The organism is Kitasatospora sp. NPDC023176 (genome assembly GCF_055560495.1).
In genome coordinates, this window is sequence record NZ_JBVHIP010000002.1 from 93,917 (window position 1) to 107,655 (window position 13,739).

Genomic DNA, 13,739 nt, shown 5'->3' on the forward strand with positions numbered 1-13,739 from the left:
AGCGGCGGCGGATCGGTGCCCCGGGGCGCCACGCGGCACCGGCGGGCGCGCGCCGCCCCCCGCTGCGCCGTCGGTGTGCGGATCCGCCCGGTCCGGGCACACGCTGGTGTGGGCGGACCCACCAGTGTGGGCGGACCCGCCACCAGCACACCGAGCCGGGAGGAACCCGTCATGGCCGCACAGATCACTTACCGGCGGATCTACGAGGACGCCTCGCCCCGGGACGGGCAGCGGGTGCTGGTGGACCGCGTCTGGCCGCGCGGGATGAAGAAGGAGGACGCGCACCTGGACGAATGGCTGCGCGACGTCGCCCCGTCGACCGGACTGCGCCAGTGGTACGGCCACGACCCGGAGCGCTTCACCGAGTTCCGCCGCCGCTACCTCGCCGAGCTGCGCGACACCGAGCACCGGGAGGCCGCCGGGCACCTGCGCGAGCTGGCCGCCCACGACCCGCTCACCCTGCTGACCGCCACCAGGGACGCCGACCACAGCCAGGCGGCCGTGCTCGCCGACTGGCTGGCGAAGAGGCAGCACTGAACGGCGGGATCCGGCGATGGCGGCCGGGGCCATGACGACCACAACGATGACGGCCGGGGCGATGACGGCCAGGACACGGACAGGTGGCACGACATGACGGCGATCGTCGTCCTGTTCGAACTCGAACAGGACGAAGCCCTCGGACCCGACGGCGTGGAGCCGGTGGTGCTCGCGGTGCACGCGGCGGGCGGCGACCCGGACGTGCCCGAGGACCCGCTCCCCCGCACCCTGTGCGGCCTCGACACCGACCCGATGGAGCACTCCCACTACCGGCCGGCCCGCCCGGGCGAGCCCTGGTACCCGCCCGCCCTGGCCGACCGGCGCTGCGCCGCCTGCGAGGCCGCCCTGCGGGCCCGCTGAGCCCGCCAAGCCCGCGGGGCGCTGAGCTCGCTGAGCCCGCCGGGCGCCGGGGCGGCCCCGGGCGTTCAGCCGCGGGCGGTGAAGCGACGCCGCCCGAGCACCACCGCCGCCGTCAACGGCACGGTGGCCACCGCGGTCACACCGAACAGCACGTCGAACCGCCCCTGGCCGGCCGCGCCCCCGCCGAGCGCGGTGCCCAGGGCGCTGCCGACGAACAGCGCGGCGACGAAGCAGGAGACGGCCGTCCCGCGCGCCTCGGGCACCACCGAGGTGGCCCATGCCTGGAGCGTCGAGTGCAGGAAGGCCCAGCCCGCGCCGAGCAGCGCCGCCACCAGCGCGTACGTCCACACCCCGGGCGCCAGGGCCGCGGCGGTGTAGCCGGCCAGCACCAGGGCGCCGCCGATCGCGGCCAGGCCGTGCGCCGGGACGTACCGCGTCAGGGCCTTGACGGCGCGGGTGAACACCAGCGTCCCCGCGCCGTACAGGGCGGTGATCGCGCCGGCCGCGGCGTCGGACACACCGCGGTGCTCCAGCGCCGGGGCGACGAAGGTCAGCCCGCCCAGCAGCACCGCGCCCTCGACCAGGCCGAGCAGGGCGACCAGGTACGCGAACGGGCTCCGCAGCACGGCCCCGAGCTGCTCGGCCAGGCTGCCGGCCGGGGCACGCTCCGGCTCGACGGCGCGGCGCAGCCCGATCGCGGCCGCCGCGGCGGCTATCGCCGGCACCACGAACACCAGCCGCCAGTTCAGCCAGTTGGCGACCACCCCGGCGAACAGCGCGGCCAGTCCGTTGCCCAGCCCGAGCGCCGCCATCAGGTCGGCGAGCGCGCCCTGCCGGCGCTCGGGCGCCACCGCGTCGCCGACGAAGCTCAGCGAGGACGGGACGACGGCACCGAACGCGAAGCCGGTGACCACCCGCAGGGCGGTCAGCACCGCCAGGTTCGGCGCCGCCGCCGAGGCCAGGCCGGCCAGCGCGGCCACCACCAGGGCGGTTCGGATCACCCGCAGCCGCCCGATCCGGTCGGAGAGCACGCCCCAGACCGGTTGTGACAGTCCGTAGGCGAGCGCGTAGCCGCCGGCCAGGGCCACCGCGGAGGCCAACGGGACCCGCAGTGCGGCCGCGACGGTGACCAGCACCGGGCCGATGGCGAAGCGGTCGAAGTTGGCGGTGAACGCGGCGGCCGTCAGCGGGAACGGCACCCTGGTGTCCGGCCGGGCGGCGACCGGAGCGGCGGTGTGGGCGATCGGAGTCATGCGTCCCATCCTCGGGCCGCCGCAGGACCTCCCCCGCCACCAGGCGCTGACGGATCATCCTGGTAGTGGGAGTAACACCCTCCGCCGGATCGCGGGACCATACCCTGGGCCCACCATGAACGATCGTGAAACACAGCGCCGCACCGCGCTCGGCGCCTTCCTGCGCTCCCGGCGGGAACGCCTGACCCCGGCGGACGTCGGCCTGACCGGCGGCCCCCGGCGCCGGACGCCCGGGCTGCGCCGCGAGGAGGTGGCGCTGCTGTCCGGGGTGAGCGTGTCCTGGTACTCCTGGCTGGAGCAGGGGCGCCCGATCACCGCGTCCGCCCAGGTCCTCGACGCGCTGGCCGGCACCCTGCGGCTCACCTCGGCCGAGCGGCGCCACGTCTTCGACCTGGCCGGCGAGAACGACTCGGCCCCGCGCCCGGCGGCCGACGGCTGCCCCGCGGTCGGTGACCACCTGAGGGCCACCGTCGCTGCCCTCAGCCCCACCCCGGCCTGCCTGCTGGACCGGCACTGGGACATCCTCGCCCACAACGAGAGCGAGGCCGCCGTCTACGACGGCCTCGACCGACTCCCCGTCCAGCGGCGCAACATGATCTGGCTCTACTTCGGCTGGCCGCCGATGCGCACCGTCCTGAAGAACTGGGAGGCGGAGTCCTGGGCGGTGCTGGCCCAGTTCCGCGCCTCCGCCGACCGCCACCCCGGCGACCCGCGCTTCGCCGAGATCGTCGCGGACGTCTCGGCCGCCGACCCCGGCTTCCGCGCCCGCTGGGAACGCCACGACGTGGCGGGCTTCAACCCCGCGCTCAAGCGCTTCGACCACCCGCGGCTCGGGCTCCTGACCTTCCGTCAGGCCAAGCTGATCGCGGCCGAGGACCCGGACCTGCACCTCGTCGTCCGCCACCCGGCGGATCCGGCCACCCGCCGGGCGGTGGCGGAGGCGGTGGCGGTCGAGGGGCGTTGACCGGCCCCGGTTCCGGTCCGCGCGGTCATCCGGGTGACGGCCCGCGAGCCAGGGGCCCGGGCCGGCGCACGGATGCGACCGTCGGTCGCATGCCCGTACTGCTCCCCCTGCTCCTGGTGTGCGCCGCCGTCGCCACGGCGGTCGGCCCGGCACCCGCCGCCCCGACGGCGCCCGGCGCCGCGGTGTTCGACCCCGGGCCGGCCCGGGCCGCGCTCGGACGGCTGCTGCCGGGGCATGCCGCCCAGTTCGAGCTGGTGCCCGAGGCGCGGCCGGCGCACGGCGGCGACGGCTACACCGTCTCCGGCCCGCCCGGCGCGATCCAGGTGCGGGGCACCTCCCCGGCCACCCTGCTGGCCGGCGTCGGCTGGTACCTGCGCACCGTCGCCCACGCCGACATCGGCCTCCCGGGCGACAGCACCGCGACGCTCCCGGCCGTGCTGCCGCCGGTGCCCGCCGCCCACACCGGCTCCGCCGTCGTCCCGCACCGCTACGCGCTCAACGACACCGACGCCGGCTACTCCGGCGCCTACCGCGGCTTCGCCGACTACCAGCACGAGATCGACGTGCTCGCCCTGCACGGCTTCGACGAGGTGCTGGTCACCGTCGGAGCCGAGCAGCCGTACCACCGGGCGCTCCAGGGGTTCGGCTACGGCCCGGACGAACTGCGTGCCTGGACCCCGGCGCCCGCGCACCAGCCGTGGTGGCTGCTGCAGAACATGTCCGGCTTCGGCGGACCGGTCTCGGAACAGCTGGTCGGCGCCCGCGCCGCCCTCGGCCGCCGGGTCTGCGACCAGCTGCGGGCCCTCGGCATGACCCCGGTCCTGCCGGGCTACTTCGGCACCGTCCCGGCCGACTTCGCCCGGCGCAACCCAGGCGCCGCGGTCGTCCCCCAGGGCACCTGGACGGCGTTCGACCGGGACTCCTGGCTCGACCCGACCGGCGCGCTGTTCCCGCGCGTCGCCGAGGCCTACTACGCCGCCCAGCGCGAGGCCTTCGGCGACAGCGCGCTGTACAAGATGGACCCGCTGCACGAGGGCGGCACCGCGGGCGGCGTCGACGTCCCCGCCGCGGCCGGCGCGATCCAGCGCGCGCTGCTCACCGCCCACCCCGGCGCGGTCTGGGCCCTCCTCGGCTGGGAGCACAACCCCACGGCCGCCCTGCTCTCCGGGGTGGACCGGAGCCGGATGCTGATCGTCGACGGCCTGTCCGACCGCTCCGACGGCCTGGACCGCGAAGCCGACTGGGGCGGCACGCCGTACGCCTTCGGCACGATCCCCAACTTCGGCGGCAAGACCACCTTCGGTGCCAACACCGGCGTCTGGACCCGGCGGTTCCACCGGTGGCGCACCGAGCCCGGCAGCGCGCTCAGCGGCATCGCCTTCATGCCCGAGGGCACCGGCACCGATCCGGCGGCGCTCGCGCTGTTCGCCGACCTCGCCTGGTCCCCCGTCGAGATCGACCGGAGCGCCTGGTTCACGGCGTACGCGGCCGCCCGCTACGGCGGGGCCGACACCGCCGCGGCAGCGGCCTGGGCGCAACTGCGCGACGGCCCCTACGACATGCCGTCCGACGGCTGGAGCGAACCGCAGGACGGGCTGTTCACGGCACGCCCGTCCCTGACCGCCACCACCACCGGCTCCTGGTCGCCGCCGCGGTCACGCTTCGACCCGGCCACGGTGCGCGGCGCCCTGGACCGGCTGCTGCGGACGGCGCCGGGGCGGCGCGGCACCGACGCCTACCGGTTCGACCTCGTCAACCTCGCCCGGCAGGTGCTGGCCGACGAGAGCCGTCGACTGCTCCCGCTGACCGAAAAATCCTACACCGCACAGGACTTGATCAGCTTCCGGTCCCTGGTGGAGCGCTGGAACGGCGCCGAGGCCGAGCTGGAACGGGTGACCGCGACGGACCCGCGCTTCCTGGTCGGCGGCTGGCTCGCCCAGGTGCCGGACTGGGCCGCGACCCCCGCCGAACGGGACCGGCTCCAGTACGACGCCCGGTCGATCCTCACCACCTGGGGCGGCACCCGCGCCGAGGCGGAGGACGGCGGACTGCACGACTACGCCGCCCGCGAGTGGTCCGGCCTGGTCGCGGACCTCTACGCCCCGCGCTGGGCGGCCTACTTCGCCTCCCTGGACGACGCCCTGGTGCACGGCACCCGGCCGGTTCCGGTCGACTTCTTCGCCCTGGACGACGCCTGGGCGCACTCGACGGCTCGCTACCCGGCCGCACCGGTCGGCGACCCGGTCGAGGCCGCGGCCGCCGTCGCCGCCCACCACCCCGTGGCCGAGGCGGGCCCAGGCCCGGCCCCGGCGCCGGCGCCGGCGGGTACCGTCGGGCCACGGGCCGCGGCGGTGCAGGAGGGCGGCCCCCCGGAGTGAGGGGTGGACATGAGTGACAGCGAACCGACGCCGGACCTCCCAGCGGGGATGCCCCGCCGGCGGGTGCTGCGGCTCGCCGCCGCGCCGTTGGCGGCGGTGCTCGCGGCCTGCGGCGGACCGGAGCGGCAACCGTCCCCGGCCCCGTCGGCCGCCACCCCATCGCCCTCGCCCCGGCCCGGCACCGCGAGCCCCACCCCAGTCGGCCCGGCCGACTGGGCCGCGCTGGCCAAGGACCTCGGCGGCACCGTCATCGGCCCGCAGGACGGCCGGTACCAGGAGGCGAGCCGGCTCTACCAGCCGCAGTTCGACGGCCTCCACCCCGCCGGGATCGTCTATCCGGCCACCGCCCAGGACGTCGCGACCTGCCTGGCCTTCGCCCGTGGCCACGCCGTCCCGGTGGCGGTGCGCAGCGGCGGGCACAGCTACGCGGGCTGGTCCTCGGGCAGCGGGATGGTCCTGGACCTCGGGTCGATGGCGGGGGTCAGCGGCTCGGGCGGCGCGGCGACGGTCGGGGCCGGGGCGCGGCTGATCGACGTGTACGCGGGGCTGGCGGCCGATGGTGTCACGGTCCCGGCCGGCTCCTGCCCGAGCGTGGGCGTCGCGGGGCTGACCCTGGGCGGCGGCATCGGCGTCACCTCCCGGGCGTACGGGCTGACCTGCGACAGCCTCACCGGCGCCCAGGTGGTCACGGCGGAGGGGCGGATCCGGCAGGTGGACGCGAGCACCGACGCCGACCTGTTCTGGGCGCTGCGCGGCGGTGGCGGCGGCAACTTCGGCGTGGTCACCTCCTTCACCTTCCGCACCCACCCGGCGGTGAGCTGCGCGTACGGCTTCCTCTCCTGGCCGTGGTCCGCCGCCGGAGCGGTGGTCGCGGCCTGGCAGACCTGGGTGGCGGCCGCGCCGGACCAGCTCTGGGCGAACCTGCACCTGGACACCTGGCCGGACGGCCGGCTGCGCCTGACCAGCACCGTCAACCTGCTCGGTCCGCAGAGCGAACTCGCGGACCTGGTCGACCGGCTGACCGTGGCTCCGGCCACCGCCTCCCTCCACACCGCGCCGTTCCTGGACACCATGAAGGAGATGGGCGGGGTGGCCGGCTGGTCCGAGGCGGCCGCCCACCTTCCGGGCAGTCTGCCCGGCCAGAACCCCGACGGCCGGCTGGCCAGGGCCTCGTACGCGGCCCGGTCCGACTTCTACACCAGGCCGATCGGCACTGCCGGGATCGCGGCGCTGGTGGCCGCCGTCGACCGGTACGCACGGGCCGCGCCGCAGGGCGGGAGTGCCTCGGTCGCCCTCGACGCCCTGGGCGGCGCGGTCAACCGGGTCGCCCCCGGGGACACCGCCTTCGTCCACCGCGGCGCCCTGTTCTCGGCCCAGTACATCGCCAACTACCCCTCCCCCGGCTCCGGTTCGGGCCCGGGCGTGGACCAGTCGCAGGCCTGGCTCCAGGACGTCTGGAGCACCATGCGCCCGTACGCCAGCGGTGAGGCGTACCAGAACTACCCGGACCCGCGGCTGGCCGACTGGACCCAGGCGTACTACGGCGGCAACCTCGCCCGACTTCGCCGGGTGAAGCGCGGCTACGATCCGGACGGCCTCTTCGCCTTCCCCCAGGCCATCGCGCCGGCCTAGTCCCGGCCCGGTCCTGGCCCGACGCACGCCCGGCCCGACGCAGGCCCGGCTCAGGCTCGGCTCAGGCCCGACGCAGGCCCGGCTCAGGCCCGACACAGGCCCGACGCAGGCTCGGCTCAGCCGAAGCCGTGGGCGCGGGGCGCCGTCACGTCGAGGGTGTCCCGCAGCATCGCCAGCGCCGCCCCGAGCGGGCTGGACCGGCCGCCGCTGACCGTGATGTCACCGGCGTCGGGGCAGCCGTAGACGACCGCCTTCTCCGGGCCGGTGAGCGCGTACAGCGGGTCGCCCGGCGCGGTCTGCTCCAGACGGACCTCGACCAGCAGCGGCCGGTCCGCGCTCGCGCTCGCCACCGCCCGCAGCCGACGCCCCCGGGCGGCCGCGGCAAGCGCCGCCTCGCCCGCCCCGGCGTCCACCGCCTCGGTGCCGACCCGCACGGCGGACGGCTCCCAGCCCCACAGCAGGGCCGCGAGCAGCCGCACCTTGGTGGCCGCGTCGCCGCCCGAGAGGTCGGCCGAGGGGTCGGCCTCGGCGATGCCACGGCGCTGGGCCTCACCGACCGCCCGGTCGAGGGAGTCGCCCTCCGCCAGGCGGTCGAGCACGAAGGTGGCCGTCCCGTTGGGGCAGGCCCGGATCGACCGGCAGCCGAGGCCGCGCACCCCGGTGCGCGCCAGGTCCGCCGCCGGGAGGGCGGCGCCGGTGGCCCCGGAGATCCTGATCAGGCTGCCGCCCGCTCGCGCGGCCCCGGCGAGTTCGTTCCAGTGGCTCAGCAGGTGACTCTTGGTGGCGGTGACCACGTGGACGCCTCGGCTCAGCGCCAGGACGGCCTCCTCGGCGGCCTGCTGCCGCGCCTGCGGGGAGGACGGCAGCGCCTGGACGAGCACCCGCGCGCCGGTCCGGTCGAGGGTCCGCGCCAGGGAGGTCAGCGGACCCCACTCCGCTCGCGGCGGGACCGGCCCGCCGTCACCGGGCTCCACCTGTGCGGATCCGACCCGCACCGCCGCGAGCCCCGGCCGGACACCGTACTCGCGCGCGATCCCGTCACCCTGCGCCAGCAGTCGCTCGGCGTAGGCGCGGCCGACGGGGCCGTAGCCCGACAGGACGACGGCCGCTACGGGCGGGGTACCGGTCCGGACATCTGGTGGAGGCATCCGGCGAGGATACCCCGGGGGCTATCAGGCTCCCGGGGTTGCCGGGAGTCGGCCTCCCGGGCGGGGAATGGACCGGGCCGCAGCGGGCACACGCCGGATCCCTACCGTCCGTTCCTCACGAGAGGGCCGATTCCGATGCTTCTCCTCGTCCTCGTCCTGCTGTTGGCGATCATCCTCGGCGGTGCGGGCTTCGCCATCCACGTCCTGTGGTGGATCGCGCTCGCCGTCCTGGTGGTGTGGATCCTCGGGTTCGTGTTCACTGCGGGCGGCCGCGGCGGTGGCAACAGGTGGTACCGGTGGTGACCGTACTCGGCCTCGGCGGGTGGCCCGCCGTCAACGCAGCACGGCGAGCAGCTCGGCGAGGGTGGGCCCGGCGTCCGCCGGATGGCGCAGCTGCTTGCCCGCGATCACGTGGTAGTGGTTGACCCGCCCCCGGCGCTCGTGGGTGAGGTACCCGGCCTCTTCGAGGTCCGCGATGATCCGCTGCACCGCCCGCTCGGTGAGCAGGCAGCTGGCCGCGATGTCCCGCACCCTGACGCCGGGGTCGCGGGCGATCTGCACCAGGACGCGGGCGTGGTTCGTGAGGAAGGTCCACCCCAGGCCCGCTCGCCGCTCGGTCATGGTCTCAGCCTACGGCCGGTGCCCTGCCCCTGCGGCGGCCGCGGATCCGATCCGATCCACTCGCCCGGTGCCGTCTGCCGACCGCGCCGGTGGCAGCCCGCAGGAGTGTGGCGCACCCAGGAGAACCCGGCGGCCGACGGGCCGCCGCGCGGGGCGGGGTTCGCGCTCGTCGGGCTGAGCAGTCGCCTTCCCGGTGTCGGCTCGTGGCGAAGGCCCATACGGATGTCGTACGGGCCTTCGCCACGAGCCGACACGGTCAGGCGGCCTTCCCCGCCCGGGCGTTCAGGGCGGCGTCGATGCCGTGCAGGAAGTCGTCGAGGTCCCCGGGGTTGCGGGAGGTGAGCAGCCGCCAGCCGTTGGCGTCGTCGGCGACCAGTGGCTCGTCCACCCAGGTCGCGCCGGCGTTGGCGAGGTCGGTGCGCAGGGACGGGTAGGAGGTGAGCCGCTTGCCGTAGGCGACGCCCGCCTCGGCCAGCAGCCACGGGCCGTGACAGATGGCGGCGACGGGCCGGCCCGAGGTGGTGAAGGCGAGCAGGATGGCCACCGCCTCCAGGCGGAGTCTCAGGGCGTCCGCGTTGAGGGTGCCGCCGGGGATGAGCAGCAGGTCGTACCCCGCGGGGTCGATCTCGTCGAGGGCGTGGGTCGGGCGCACGGTCTCGCCCGGCTCCCGGTCGTGGACCAGGGTCCGGATGTCGTCCCGGTGCGGGGCCGCGATGTCGACCTGGCCGCCGCTCCCGCGCAGGTGCCGTACCGGGACGAGGAGTTCGTCCTGTTCGACGCCGTAGTTCGTCACGATCGCCAGGACCTTGGTGGGGTGGGTCATCGCTCCTCCTGGGCAGCGTCAGCGGGCGTCGGGCGCGGTCGGCCGCGCCCCCGGGTGCCGGCGGGTACCCGGCTTCCGCCCGGTCATGCCCGGATCGGTGGCACCGGACCGACGGGACCGGACCGATTGCACCGGACCGCGCCGGACCGCACCGGCTGGTTCCGGGCGCGACCTCGGGACCAGCCGACGGCTCATCGGAGCGACGGAACGGCGGTCAGTCCAGCGGCTCCGCACGGACCGGGCGGCCCAGCGGGACGGCGGTGGTGATGGTCCGCACCTCGCCCTCGGCGTCGATCTCGACCCGGACCGCCCCGGACTCGTCCACGTACACCTCGGTGCCCGAACTGCCCATCGCCCCGGTGGCGGTGAGCACGAACTCCCGGTACGGGTCGGTGGCGACCAGGCGGTAGCGTTTCGCGGTCCTCATGGTTCGTCATCCTCCGTGGCTGGTCGGTTCACTGCTCGCCCTCGGCCGGGCCGCCGTAGCGGGCCCGCCAGGCGCGGGCACGGGCGTTGTGCCACTCCACGCCCCGCGTCGCCTGCTCCACGGACAGGCCGCTCAGCCGGGCGACCAGGCTGAGCGGGACGGGATCGTCCTGCCCGGCGAGGGCCCGGCAGATCTTGCCCGCCCACTGCTCCTCGGGGACGAAGGGGCGACGGCGGTACTGCCCGACCAACTCGGCCAGGTGCTCCACGCCGCAGGCGGTGAGCACCCGACTGCCGTCCAGCTCCGGGTCGCTCGGGTGCAGCGCGGAGGAGTCCGGCACCATCGCGCAGAGCAGTTCCCGGACGGGAACGACCTGGCCGCACTGATCGCACAGGTCGAACTCCTCCGTGCCGTCGTCGGCCGGGCCGTCCGCCGGGTGTCCGATGTCCTCCATGCCGCGCGCCTACCCCGCACCGCCGGGGCAAACCCGCCGGTGCGGGCCACGACGGGCCGGCCGGCTCACGCCGCCGACGCGCGGGTGCGGCTCCGTTCCCGGAGGAACGGAGCCTGACCCGCGGATGCGGTCAGCCCGGGCTGATCCGGCCACGCCAGCCGCCCTCTTCCCGGCCGCGCTCCTCGATGAACTCCTTGAAGCGCTTCAAGTCCCCCTTCACCCGCCGGTCGACCACGCCCATCACGTCACCGGCCTTCTCGGCCATGCCCTCGGGCCGGAAGTCGATGGCCATGTTGACCCGGGTGTGCCGGTCGTCGAGCCGCTGGAAGGTCACGACGCCCTTCTGGTCCACCTCGCCGTCCCTGGTCCGCCAGGCGATCCGCTCGTCCGGCTGCTGGTCGACGATCTCGGTGTCGAACTCCCGGCTGACCCCGCCGATGCTGGTCCGCCAGTGGTTGTGGCGGTCGTCCAGCTGCGTCACCGCGTCGACGCCCTCCATGAAGCGGGGGAACTCCTCGAACTGCGTCCACTGGTTGTAGGCCGTGTGCAGCGGGACGGCGACGTCCACGGACTCCTTCACCATGCTCATCCTCGAGCCTCCTCGCGAGTGCGGCCGGGCCCGTCCCGGCCGACCACGCGTCTGCCCGCCCCTGGGCGGCGTAACCATCCCACCGGGTCCGGCCCGGTGGCCGACCGGGGTGTCCCGGGTTTGCATGGGGTGACCGAGTCCCGAGACCCCGGAGGTCCCCGTGTACGAGATGTGGGCCGAGCACGACCCGGCGGTGTCACCGCCCGCCGTGGTGTGGCACGTGGTGGCGAAGGACGACGCGACGGCGTCGCTGTGCGGGCGGTTCCTCGAACCGTCCCAGCGTGTGGTCCCGGCGGGCGACGGTGCCGGCGCGGAGGTGCCCGACCGGTACTGCGACCCGTGCCTGGTGACCGTCCGTGAGGCGCTCGCGGCCACCGGCCGCTGACCCCCGGAGGGCGCCTCGGACCGGCGTGGCCCCCACTGCCACCGGCCGTCCGCGGACCACGGTGTCGAGGCCGGGGCCGGTCGCCCTGCCGGCCGGTGAGCGGCGGTCAGGGCGGCGTGCGGGGTCACGCCGAACCGCTCCGCCGTACTGCCGATGGCCAGTCCCATGGCGCGCCGGCGGTCCAGCGGGTCGGCGTCCGCCCGGGCCGGCCGGCGCCGTGGACGGCGCGATCCGCGGGAGACCGGCCGTCTTCGCGGACCGGGTGTGCCGAATCGTTACTCTCGGCTGATCGGGCCGATCCCGGGCAATGAATCCCCGCAAGCCCGCACGAATCGGAAGCAATGACGAACCCGCAGGTGGGAGCGGGTTCCCGTGGGCGGAAACCGCGGTGCGAGGACGGTTCGGCGACCGCTACGATCCTCACTCGTCGTACACCCGTTCACCATGCAAAGACCGCGCGCCGCCCTGCCGTCGCGCCCAGGGGGAGGACCATCGCATGGGCGCGCCCCGGCGTTCCACTGCCATGAGCACATCAGCCAGAGCCGTCACAGCCGTGGCCCTGCTCGCCGGCTTCTACCTGCTCGCCCTCGGCATCCTCGCGGGCCTGCTGGCCCTCGACATCGCCCTGTACCAGGCCTCGGGCGAGTTCCGCCCCGGGCTGATCAAGATCTGGGGGCTGACCGCCATGGTCGGCTACCCCGTCGTCCGGGTCGTGTTCCTGACCCGCCGCCGCAAGGACGACGGCGACCTGCCCGGTGTGCTGCTCACGCGGGAGCACCAGCCCGCCGTCTGGGCCCTGGTCGACCGGATCGCCGAGCGGACGGGCGTCCGCGGCCCGGCCGAGATCCGGCTCGTGCCCGAGGTCAACGCGGGCGTCCTGGAGGAGACCAGGCTGCTCGGCCTGATCCCCGGCAAGCGCCACCTGGTGATCGGCGCCCCGCTGCTGATCGGCCTCAGCGAGGGTGAGCTGGAGTCCGTACTGGCGCACGAGTTCGGCCACTACAGCAACCGGGACGTCCGGCTGGCCGCCGTCACCGTCGCCGGCCGGCGCGCCCTCCTGCACACCGTCGGCGGGCTGCACCAGCGCGCCGACCAGCACGAGGTCGAGGAGGCCGCCAAGCTCGCCGCCAAGGCCGAGAAGCGGCTGGCCAAGGGCCGCAAGCCCTCCGGCGAGCAGGCCGGCGGCGGCATCGACCGCTTCCTGGCCGGGCTGTTCACCCTCTACGCCAAGCTCTACTTCCGGGTCTCCGAGGCCGTCGGCCGCCGCCAGGAGTACGCCGCCGACCAGGTCGCCGCCCAGCTGGCGGGCCGGGACGCCACCGCCGCGGCGCTGCGCAGGATCCCGGCGCTGGTCTCCGCGCAGAACTTCTACCTCAACCGCTACGTCACCATCGGCTGGGACGTCGGCCTGCTCCCGCTGCCCGGCCAGGTCTACGGCGGCCTGCAGCACCTGCTGAGCGACCCGAAGCGCCGGGCCGAACTCGCCGAGCACATCCTCGAACTGCCCGAGGAGGAGCCCGACCCGTACGACTCGCACCCGCCGATCCACCTCCGGGTCGCCGCGATCGAGGCGCTGCCCGACGACGGCCGCGGCAGCGGCACCACCGAGCCCGCGCTCGCCCTGCTGCGCGAGGCCGAGCGGGTGCTCACCCAGCTGGAGGTCGTCTCGCTGATCCCCGAGGCGGCCGGCAAGCAGCGGGTGGAGTGGCCCGAGCTGGTCCGCGCGGCGATGCTGGCCCACGCCCGCGAGGCGGCCGGCCCGGCCCGCCAGGCCCTGACCGGCCTCGGCCTGCCGCCCAGCGCCCACGGCCTGCTCGACGGCATCGACGCCGGCCGGGCCTGGGAGTTCACCGACCGGCTGCCGAAGAGCGACCAGGCCGCCGCCGCCACCGGCCGGGCCGCCCGCGAGTTCGCCCGCCCGAGGCTGCGCGAGGAACTGGCGCACGCCACCGTCGTCGCCCTGGCCGAGGCCGGCCTGGCGGGCTGGGAGCTCTCCTGGTCCGGGCCCACCGAACTCCGGCTGCCGGACGGCTTCGAGGACGGCTTCGACGCGGCCCTCGACGCCGCCTGCGGCGACACCCCGGACACCGCGCCGCTACGGGCCCTGCTCGCCGCAGCCGGCCTCCCGTCGCCCGCCGCCACCGCGGTCTGACCGGCCCCGCCGGCTC

At 75.7% G+C, this 13,739-nt stretch carries 15 protein-coding genes; 8 read left to right on the forward strand and 7 right to left on the reverse strand.

Going from position 1 to position 13,739, the window contains the following annotated elements:
* The first annotated feature begins 171 nt into the window (after window positions 1-171).
* The gene (locus ACZ3YL_RS04625; RefSeq protein WP_188306791.1) at window positions 172-537 is read left to right on the forward strand and encodes a DUF488 domain-containing protein; all 366 of its coding nucleotides are present in this window, start codon (window positions 172-174) and stop codon (window positions 535-537) included.
* A 93-nt stretch (window positions 538-630) separates the two neighbouring features.
* Entirely contained in the window at window positions 631-897 is a 267-nt protein-coding gene (locus ACZ3YL_RS04630) for a hypothetical protein (protein WP_188306790.1), read from the forward strand.
* A gap of 65 nt (window positions 898-962) precedes the next feature.
* On the opposite strand, the gene ACZ3YL_RS04635 is transcribed toward ACZ3YL_RS04630, so the two are convergent.
* A complete protein-coding gene (locus ACZ3YL_RS04635; RefSeq protein ID WP_465655378.1) occupies window positions 963-2,150 on the reverse strand; it encodes an MFS transporter in 1,188 nt (395 codons plus the stop codon).
* 115 nt (window positions 2,151-2,265) lie between these two features.
* On the opposite strand from ACZ3YL_RS04635, the gene ACZ3YL_RS04640 reads away from it, so the two are divergent.
* From ACZ3YL_RS04640 to ACZ3YL_RS04650, 3 genes are all read left to right on the forward strand, one after another.
* Window positions 2,266-3,114 carry a helix-turn-helix transcriptional regulator gene (locus tag ACZ3YL_RS04640; RefSeq protein WP_188307593.1) on the forward strand — a complete coding sequence of 283 codons (849 nt, stop codon included), beginning with the start codon at window positions 2,266-2,268 and terminating at the stop codon, window positions 3,112-3,114.
* A gap of 89 nt (window positions 3,115-3,203) precedes the next feature.
* Complete coding sequence (locus ACZ3YL_RS04645; RefSeq protein ID WP_465655380.1) at window positions 3,204-5,492, forward strand: alpha-N-acetylglucosaminidase; 2,289 nt, start codon at window positions 3,204-3,206, stop codon at window positions 5,490-5,492.
* A gap of 9 nt (window positions 5,493-5,501) precedes the next feature.
* Window positions 5,502-7,124 (forward strand): FAD-binding oxidoreductase, encoded by a 1,623-nt coding sequence (locus ACZ3YL_RS04650; protein ID WP_465655382.1) that lies wholly within the window; start codon window positions 5,502-5,504, stop codon window positions 7,122-7,124.
* A 116-nt stretch (window positions 7,125-7,240) separates the two neighbouring features.
* On the opposite strand, the gene ACZ3YL_RS04655 is transcribed toward ACZ3YL_RS04650, so the two are convergent.
* Window positions 7,241-8,272 (reverse strand): homoserine dehydrogenase, encoded by a 1,032-nt coding sequence (locus ACZ3YL_RS04655; RefSeq protein ID WP_465655384.1) that lies wholly within the window; start codon window positions 8,270-8,272, stop codon window positions 7,241-7,243.
* Window positions 8,273-8,407: 135 nt separating this feature from the next.
* On the opposite strand from ACZ3YL_RS04655, the gene ACZ3YL_RS04660 reads away from it, so the two are divergent.
* Window positions 8,408-8,575, forward strand: coding sequence for a hydrophobic protein (locus tag ACZ3YL_RS04660; protein ID WP_465655386.1), 168 nt, complete (start codon window positions 8,408-8,410; stop codon window positions 8,573-8,575).
* Window positions 8,576-8,605: 30 nt separating this feature from the next.
* Here ACZ3YL_RS04660 and ACZ3YL_RS04665 read toward each other — a convergent pair whose 3' ends face one another.
* From ACZ3YL_RS04665 to ACZ3YL_RS04685, 5 genes are all read right to left on the reverse strand, one after another.
* Complete coding sequence (locus tag ACZ3YL_RS04665; RefSeq protein WP_188307126.1) at window positions 8,606-8,893, reverse strand: helix-turn-helix transcriptional regulator; 288 nt, start codon at window positions 8,891-8,893, stop codon at window positions 8,606-8,608.
* 256 nt (window positions 8,894-9,149) lie between these two features.
* On the reverse strand, window positions 9,150-9,716 hold the full coding sequence (locus ACZ3YL_RS04670) for a DJ-1/PfpI/YhbO family deglycase/protease (RefSeq protein WP_465655387.1): 567 nt from the start codon (window positions 9,714-9,716) through the stop codon (window positions 9,150-9,152).
* Window positions 9,717-9,930: 214 nt separating this feature from the next.
* Window positions 9,931-10,143, reverse strand: coding sequence for a DUF6296 family protein (locus ACZ3YL_RS04675; protein ID WP_188307128.1), 213 nt, complete (start codon window positions 10,141-10,143; stop codon window positions 9,931-9,933).
* A gap of 28 nt (window positions 10,144-10,171) precedes the next feature.
* Entirely contained in the window at window positions 10,172-10,597 is a 426-nt protein-coding gene (locus ACZ3YL_RS04680; protein WP_465655389.1) for a hypothetical protein, read from the reverse strand.
* A 130-nt stretch (window positions 10,598-10,727) separates the two neighbouring features.
* Entirely contained in the window at window positions 10,728-11,186 is a 459-nt protein-coding gene (locus tag ACZ3YL_RS04685) for an SRPBCC family protein (protein ID WP_188307130.1), read from the reverse strand.
* A gap of 160 nt (window positions 11,187-11,346) precedes the next feature.
* Between ACZ3YL_RS04685 and ACZ3YL_RS04690 the strand changes: the two genes are divergently transcribed.
* Entirely contained in the window at window positions 11,347-11,571 is a 225-nt protein-coding gene (locus ACZ3YL_RS04690) for a hypothetical protein (RefSeq protein WP_188307131.1), read from the forward strand.
* 523 nt (window positions 11,572-12,094) lie between these two features.
* A complete protein-coding gene (locus ACZ3YL_RS04695; protein ID WP_465655391.1) occupies window positions 12,095-13,723 on the forward strand; it encodes a M48 family metallopeptidase in 1,629 nt (542 codons plus the stop codon).
* Window positions 13,724-13,739 lie beyond the last annotated feature (16 nt).

Excerpts from the sequence above, each read along its gene's own strand:
- ACZ3YL_RS04660 (WP_465655386.1), top strand. The coding sequence starts at position 8,408 with ATGCTTCTCCTCGTCCTCGTCCTGCTGTTGGCGATCATCCTCGGCGGT.
- ACZ3YL_RS04635 (WP_465655378.1), bottom strand. The coding sequence starts at position 2,150 with ATGACTCCGATCGCCCACACCGCCGCTCCGGTCGCCGCCCGGCCGGAC.
- ACZ3YL_RS04665 (WP_188307126.1), bottom strand. The coding sequence starts at position 8,893 with ATGACCGAGCGGCGAGCGGGCCTGGGGTGGACCTTCCTCACGAACCAC.
- ACZ3YL_RS04655 (WP_465655384.1), bottom strand. The coding sequence starts at position 8,272 with ATGCCTCCACCAGATGTCCGGACCGGTACCCCGCCCGTAGCGGCCGTC.
- ACZ3YL_RS04680 (WP_465655389.1), bottom strand. The coding sequence starts at position 10,597 with ATGGAGGACATCGGACACCCGGCGGACGGCCCGGCCGACGACGGCACG.
- ACZ3YL_RS04640 (WP_188307593.1), top strand. The coding sequence starts at position 2,266 with ATGAACGATCGTGAAACACAGCGCCGCACCGCGCTCGGCGCCTTCCTG.
- ACZ3YL_RS04695 (WP_465655391.1), top strand. The coding sequence starts at position 12,095 with ATGAGCACATCAGCCAGAGCCGTCACAGCCGTGGCCCTGCTCGCCGGC.
- ACZ3YL_RS04650 (WP_465655382.1), top strand. The coding sequence starts at position 5,502 with ATGAGTGACAGCGAACCGACGCCGGACCTCCCAGCGGGGATGCCCCGC.
- ACZ3YL_RS04670 (WP_465655387.1), bottom strand. The coding sequence starts at position 9,716 with ATGACCCACCCCACCAAGGTCCTGGCGATCGTGACGAACTACGGCGTC.
- ACZ3YL_RS04625 (WP_188306791.1), top strand. The coding sequence starts at position 172 with ATGGCCGCACAGATCACTTACCGGCGGATCTACGAGGACGCCTCGCCC.
- ACZ3YL_RS04630 (WP_188306790.1), top strand. The coding sequence starts at position 631 with ATGACGGCGATCGTCGTCCTGTTCGAACTCGAACAGGACGAAGCCCTC.
- ACZ3YL_RS04675 (WP_188307128.1), bottom strand. The coding sequence starts at position 10,143 with ATGAGGACCGCGAAACGCTACCGCCTGGTCGCCACCGACCCGTACCGG.
- ACZ3YL_RS04645 (WP_465655380.1), top strand. The coding sequence starts at position 3,204 with ATGCCCGTACTGCTCCCCCTGCTCCTGGTGTGCGCCGCCGTCGCCACG.
- ACZ3YL_RS04685 (WP_188307130.1), bottom strand. The coding sequence starts at position 11,186 with ATGAGCATGGTGAAGGAGTCCGTGGACGTCGCCGTCCCGCTGCACACG.